This window comes from Pseudomonas sp. (genome assembly GCF_050739655.1).
Taxonomy (GTDB): Bacteria; Pseudomonadota; Gammaproteobacteria; order Pseudomonadales; family Pseudomonadaceae; genus Aquipseudomonas.
In genome coordinates this window covers 1-6,109 of sequence record NZ_JBOIBY010000040.1, presented here as the reverse complement: position 1 = coordinate 6,109, position 6,109 = coordinate 1, and the positions used below count along the sequence as shown (strand labels likewise).

Sequence of the window (6,109 nt, the reverse complement as noted above, 5' to 3'; positions counted from 1 at the left end):
CCTCCAGAGAGGCGAAACGCTGCTCTTCACGCAGCTTGTGGTGGAAAACCACCGTTAAACGCCGGTCATACAGATCGCCGGCAAAATCTAAAAGATGCACTTCCAGGTGGGCTTTGCCATCACCTTGGACCGTGGGCCGTACGCCGATATTGGCGACGCCGGGCCAGGTCTTGCCGTCGATCTCTACGTTGACCAGGTAAACCCCGGTGAACGGCACGCGACGACGTTTAAGTTGAATGTTGGCGGTGGGCGTACCCAGCTGACGCGCCAGTTTCTGCCCGTGCAGCACACGACCGGCAATCCGGTACGGGCGACCGAGCAACCGCTCTGCCAGGGCAAAATCGGCGGCCGCCAAGGCATTACGCACCTGGGTGCTGCTGACGCGAATACCATCGAGTTCGACGGTCTGCGCCGCTTCAACGGTAAAACCTTGAGTGACGCCCGTTTGTTGCAGGAAATCGAAATCCCCTGCCCGGTCGCAGCCGAAACGGAAGTCGTCACCGACTTCAAGGTGCTTCACGCCGAGACCGTCCATGAGGATGGTATCGACGAACTCACTGGCGCTGAGTTTGCTCAGGCGTTGATTGAACGCCAGGCACAGGACCCGGTCGACCCCTTCGGCGGCCAGTAGCTGCAGTTTGTCCCGCAGACGGGCCAAACGGGCGGGCGCGGTATCTGGAGCGAAAAACTCTCGCGGCTGCGGCTCGAAAATCACCACGCAGCTGGGTACGCCCAACTCAAGCGCACGCTCACGCAGCCGGGCCAGGATAGCCTGGTGACCACGGTGAACACCGTCAAAGTTGCCAATAGTGGCGACGCAGCCCCGATGCTGGGGGCGCAAGTTGTGGAGGCCTCGAACCAGCTGCATAACGCGCTTCTTGCTCATAAAGTGGTCGATTATAACCACACCCGACGGCTGACGACAGGCAACACCGTCACCCAAAGTAATCGAGCCGACAAAAATGCCGGCCCGCCCATGTGTATCGAGGATTGATCCTCAGCCCAGCGCCTTGCGATTGAAGTCGCGCAGACGAAAGCCCAGCAACATTAACATGCCGAAATACGCCACTACACCTGCGACTACCAGCGCACCCAGGCGCAGGAAGCGTTCAAGCATCTGCCCCTCGCCCCAGGCCGGCATGAAATGCATGCTGGCCAACAACACACCGGACATTACCGCTACCGCGATCACCAGCTTGAAGCCGAACTTCGCCCAACCGGGTTGTGGCTGGTACATCTGTTGTTTACGCAGCTGATAGAACAGCAAGCCCGCATTGAGGCAGGCGCCCGCGCTGATGGCCAGCGCCAGGCCTGCGTGAGCCAGCGGGCCGATCAGCACCAAGTTGAACAACTGAGTGACGACCAGGGTAAAAATGGCGATTTTTACTGGAGTCCGGATATTTTGTTGCGCGTAAAAGCCCGGCGCCAACACTTTAATCACAATAATTCCGAGCAAACCGACCGAGTAGGCGATCAGCGCGCGCTGAGTCATGGCCGCATCATGGGCATCGAATTGGCCATATTGAAACAGCGAAACCGTCAGCGGCTCGGCCAGAATCCCCAGTGCCAGGGCGCACGGCAATACCAGCACAAAGCACAGGCGCAGCCCCCAATCGAGAATGCGCGAGTATTCCTGGCGATCCTTGCTGGCGTAAGTCTTGGCCAGAGTCGGCAACAAAATGGTACCCAACGCAACGCCCAGCACACCCGACGGCAGCTCCATGAGGCGGTCGGCGTAGTACATCCAGGAAACGGACCCCGCAACCAGGAACGAGGCGAAAATGGTGTTGATGATCAGCGAGATCTGGCTCACCGACACCCCAAGGATCGCTGGCAGCATCTGCTTCATTACTCGCCAGACGCCGCTGTCACGCAGGTTGAGGCGAGGCAGCACCAGCATGCCGATCTTTTTCAGGTGTGGCAGTTGATAGAGCAGCTGAGCCAGACCACCCACCAAAACTGCCCAGCCCAGCGCCATCACCGGCGGATCGAAGTACGGCGTCAGGAACAGCGCAAAAATGATCATGCTGACATTCAACAAAGTCGGCACGAAGGCCGGCACCGAGAAACGGTTCCAGGTATTGAGGATCGCGCCGGCCAGTGAAGACAGCGAAATCAGCAATATGTAGGGAAAGGTCACCCGGAGCAGACTGGAAGTGAGCTCGAATTTTTCCGGTGTATCGGTGAAACCCGGCGCTGTCACCCATATGACCCAGGGCGCTGCGATCATGCCCAACGCGGTGACCAGCGCCAGCACCAGCGTCAGCAATCCCGAGACGTAGGCAATGAATGTGCGCGTCGCCTCTTCGCCCTGCTGGCTTTTGTACTCGGCAAGAATCGGCACGAATGCTTGGGAAAACGCACCTTCAGCGAAGATCCGTCGCAGCAGATTGGGCAATTTGAAGGCGATAAAGAAGGCGTCGGTCGCCATTCCCGCACCAAATGTACGCGCAATGAGGGTGTCACGAACGAACCCGAGAACCCGGGAAAGCATCGTAATAGAGCTGACGGCGGCCAACGATTTGAGCAGATTCATTGAAAGAGTTTGTGCCTGTCGATAAACAGCAGGCGAACAATGCGCCCACTTGTGCGATACTCCGCGCCGCAACAGCACAGAGCCAAAGCTCGCGAGTTTACAGGTCAAACGCCGGAAAGAAATCTCCCGCCTCTTTATACCTACCACTTAGCGGAACGTCTCAACTGCCCTTGACAACACATCAAGTCATCGGCATGATTCGCGGCCTATTTTGTTTGCTATTTCCTAAAAAGTCTTTCGAGGAGCTCGACGGTGGCCAACTCACCTTCCGCCAAAAAACGTGCAAAACAGGCTGAGAAGCGTCGCAGCCACAACGCCAGCCTGCGTTCCATGGTTCGTACCTACATCAAGAATGTAGTTAAAGCCATCGACGCAAAAGACGCTGCCAAAGCTCAAGCTGCTTATGTTCTGGCCGTGCCAGTTATCGACCGTATGGCCGATAAAGGCATCATCCACAAGAACAAAGCTGCTCGCCATAAGAGCCGCCTGAATGGCCACGTTAAGGCCCTGAACGTTGCCGCTGCTGCCTAAGCGACACGCTCATTAAAAAACCGACCTCAGGGTCGGTTTTTTATTGCCTGTAATTTCATAAATACACAAACATGTGGGAGCGGGCTTGCTCGCGAAAACGGTGTATCAGTCAACATTAATGCTGAATGACACACCGCTTTCGCGAGCAAGCCCGCTCCCACAATTGGATCTACGCGTGCCTATTGAGCGTTCGCCCACGGCAAAATCGGAATCGCCGTCACCGCATTCTGCGGACTGCCCTCGATCAAGCGATCGCTGTACACCAGGTACACCAGCGTATTGCGCTTCTTGTCGAGGAAACGTACCACCTGCATGGTTTTGAAGACCAGCGAGGTGCGCTCCTTGAACACCTCCTCGCCATCCTTCAAATCACCCTTGAAATTGATCGGCCCGACCTGACGACACGCAATGGAGGCTTCAGCACGATCCTCCGCCAAGCCAAGACCACCCTTCACACCACCCGTCTTGGCGCGCGACAGGTAGCAAGTCACCCCGTCGACCTTGGGATCATCGAACGCTTCGACGACGATCCGGTCGTTCGAACCAACAAACTTGAACACCGTCGAAACCTGGCCAATTTCCTCAGCTGAAGCCAACAGCGGCATAGCCAGGAGCAACCCCAAAAATCCTTTTGCCACGCGCATTCAGGTACTCCCTCAAACCAGAATCAGATTATCGCGATGAACCAGCTCCGGCTCCGCCATATAACCCAACAGACCGACGATCGCGTCAGATGACTGCCCTATGATCTTTTGCGCTTCCAGCGCACTGTAGTTCGCCAGACCACGAGCGATTTCACGACCGTCCGGCGCCACGCACACCACCATTTCGCCGCGACGGAAACTGCCCTGCACCAGCTTGACCCCAACCGGCAGCAAACTCTTGTTGCCCTGGGATAATGCTGTAACCGCCCCCGCATCCAGCACCAGCGTGCCACGGGTTTGCAGGTGACCAGCCAGCCACTGCTTACGCGCCGCCAGCATGCCGCGCTCAGGCGAGAGCAAGGTGCCGATGCGCTCGCCCGCCTTGAGGCGATCCAGCACCCGCTCGATGCGCCCACCCACGATGATGGTGTGCGCACCAGAACGCGCCGCCAGACGCGCTGCGCGCAGTTTGGTCTGCATCCCGCCACGCCCCAGCGCACCACCAGTACCACCGGCCACCGCATCGAGTGCAGGGTCATCGGCGCGCGCTTCGTAAATCAGCTGAGCATCCGGATTGTTGCGCGGATCGGCATCGAACATACCGTCGCGATCCGTGAGGATCACCAGCAAATCAGCCTCGACCAGGTTGGCCACCAACGCCGCCAGCGTGTCGTTGTCGCCAAATCGAATTTCGTCAGTCACCACAGTGTCGTTTTCGTTGATCACCGGAATAACCTTGAGCTCGACCAGCGCACGCAAGGTACTGCGGGCATTCAGGTAGCGCTTGCGGTCGGACAAGTCGTCGTGAGTCAGGAGAATTTGCGCAGTGTGCCGACCGTGCTCGGCAAAACTCGACTCCCAGGCCTGCACAAGCCCCATCTGACCGATTGCAGCAGCGGCCTGAAGCTCATGCATCGCACTGGGTCGCGAGGTCCAGCCCAGACGACTCATGCCGGCTGCCACCGCCCCGGAGGACACCAGCACCAGCTCGACGCCCGCCTCATGCAGGGCCACCATCTGCTCTACCCAGACACCCATTGCTGCGCGATCCAGGCCTTTGCCGTCCGCCGTCAGCAAAGCGCTGCCGATCTTCACGACCCAACGCTGCGCACCTGTCACCTTGCTCCGCATTATCTTCAACCTTAGCTTGAGGGCAGCACGACCTGGCACTGCCCGTGACGTTATTCGTGGTTATTAGTGACCAACAATCGATTTGCAGATACCAAAACGCCGCTCTATTGAGCGGCGTTTTAGTTTATCGCAACGAATCAGTCACGCACGTAAATGATTTCCGGACCGTCTTCGTCATCCACATCTTCTTCGTCCCAATCATCGTCACCGATGTCGTGAACCGACTTCACGCCGCTACGACGCAGAGCACGCTGATCGTCCAGCGCCTGCAACTGAGCACGGGCTTCATCTTCGATGCGCTGGTCGAGCTCAGCCAGCTCTTCCTTGTAGGCTGGATCGTTGGCCAGGCGATCAGCACGATCTTCCAGGTAACGCATGATGTCGTGGCACAGGCGCTCGGTGTTCTGCTTGGCGATGGCCGAGATCACGTAGACCGGACCAGTCCACTCCAGGCGATCAACGATCTCCTTGACGCGAGCATCGTGCTCTTCATCAAGAATCTGGTCACACTTGTTCAGGACCAACCAACGATCACGCTCCGCCAGGGACGGACTGAACTTGGTCAGCTCGCTGACGATGACTTCCGCGGCGTCCGGAGCACTGGTTTCATCCAGCGGCGCCATGTCGACGAGGTGCAGCAGCAAACGGGTACGCGACAAGTGCTTGAGGAAACGTATCCCCAGGCCAGCACCGTCGGAAGCACCCTCGATCAGACCCGGAATGTCCGCGACCACGAAGCTTTTCCAGCGATCGACACTGACCACACCCAGGTTTGGTACCAGCGTAGTGAACGGATAGTCGGCGACTTTCGGCTTGGCGGCCGACACCGAACGGATAAAGGTACTTTTGCCAGCGTTCGGCAAACCCAACAGACCGACGTCCGCCAGCACCTTCATTTCCAGCTTGAGGTCACGCTGCTCGCCCGGCTTGCCCGGCGTGGTCTGGCGTGGCGCACGGTTGGTACTGGATTTGAAACGGGTGTTGCCCAGGCCGTGCCAGCCGCCCTGTACCACCATCAACTTCTGACCGGCCTTGGTCAGGTCGCCGATGACTTCCTGAGTCGCGGAGTCGATCACCGTGGTGCCGACCGGCACACGCAGGATCAGGTCCTCACCCTTCTTGCCAGTGCAGTCGGTGCTACCGCCGTTGGAGCCACGCTCGGCATCGAAGTGCCGGGTGTAACGGTAGTCCACCAGGGTGTTGAGGTTTTCGTCGGCCATCATGTAGATGGAACCGCCGTCACCGCCATCACCGCCGTTCGGACCAC

The 6,109-nt window shown here is 58.3% G+C and carries 6 protein-coding genes; 1 reads left to right on the top strand and 5 read right to left on the bottom strand.

The features are described 5' to 3' along the window. On the bottom strand, positions 1-868 hold an 868-nt coding region (gene ribF / locus ACRESJ_RS02475), incomplete at its 3' end, for a bifunctional riboflavin kinase/FAD synthetase (protein ID WP_431756479.1). A 129-nt stretch (positions 869-997) separates the two neighbouring features. Next, complete coding sequence (gene murJ, locus ACRESJ_RS02470) at positions 998-2,536, bottom strand: murein biosynthesis integral membrane protein MurJ (RefSeq protein WP_431756478.1); 1,539 nt, start codon at positions 2,534-2,536, stop codon at positions 998-1,000. A gap of 252 nt (positions 2,537-2,788) precedes the next feature. Here murJ and rpsT point away from each other — a divergent pair, with 252 nt between their 5' ends. Beyond that, positions 2,789-3,067, top strand: coding sequence for a 30S ribosomal protein S20 (gene rpsT / locus ACRESJ_RS02465; protein WP_007970922.1), 279 nt, complete (start codon positions 2,789-2,791; stop codon positions 3,065-3,067). Positions 3,068-3,246: 179 nt separating this feature from the next. On the opposite strand, the gene ACRESJ_RS02460 is transcribed toward rpsT, so the two are convergent. From ACRESJ_RS02460 to cgtA, 3 genes are all read right to left on the bottom strand, one after another. Next, on the bottom strand, positions 3,247-3,711 hold the full coding sequence (locus tag ACRESJ_RS02460) for a CreA family protein (protein ID WP_431756477.1): 465 nt from the start codon (positions 3,709-3,711) through the stop codon (positions 3,247-3,249). 12 nt (positions 3,712-3,723) lie between these two features. Then, positions 3,724-4,842, bottom strand: coding sequence for a glutamate 5-kinase (gene proB / locus ACRESJ_RS02455; protein WP_431756476.1), 1,119 nt, complete (start codon positions 4,840-4,842; stop codon positions 3,724-3,726). Positions 4,843-4,979: 137 nt separating this feature from the next. Beyond that, the coding region (gene cgtA, locus ACRESJ_RS02450; protein WP_431756475.1) for an Obg family GTPase CgtA at positions 4,980-6,109 on the bottom strand (1,130 nt) is incomplete at its 5' end.